The organism is Streptomyces sp. SID12501 (genome assembly GCF_010550245.1).
Taxonomy (GTDB): domain Bacteria; phylum Actinomycetota; class Actinomycetes; order Streptomycetales; family Streptomycetaceae; genus Streptomyces.
In genome coordinates this window covers 1-426 of record NZ_JAAGLU010000752.1, presented here as the reverse complement: position 1 = coordinate 426, position 426 = coordinate 1, and the positions used below count along the sequence as shown (strand labels likewise).

General features: G+C 75.4%; 1 protein-coding gene. It reads left to right on the top strand.

Annotated features, from left to right (window positions below; translation table 11 throughout):
- A partial coding sequence (locus tag G3I71_RS48285) for a proline dehydrogenase family protein (RefSeq protein ID WP_203733201.1) occupies positions 1-426 on the top strand: 426 nt, incomplete at both ends.

Below are 426 nucleotides of genomic sequence, written 5' to 3'. Positions count from 1 at the left end.
GACTGGGCCGCACGGCGCCGGGCCGCGGGCGGCGCCGGCATCAAGGTCCGGCTCGTCAAGGGCGCGAACCTGCCGATGGAGCGCGTCGAGGCCGAGGTGCACGGCTGGCCGCTGGCCACGTGGGGCAGCAAGCAGGAGACCGACGCGCACTACAAGCGCGTGCTCGACTGGGCGCTGACGCCCGAGCGGATCGCGAACGTCCGGCTGGGGGTCGCGGGCCACAACCTGTTCGACGTCGCGCACGCGTGGCTGCTCGCGGGCGAGCGCGGCGTGCGGCACGGCGTCGAGGTCGAGATGCTGCTGGGCATGGCGCCCGGCCAGGCCGAGGCCGTGCGCCGCGACGTCGGCGGGCTGCTGCTCTACACCCCGGTGGTCGCACCCCGGGAGTTCGACGTCGCGATCGCGTACCTCGTGCGGCGCCTCGAG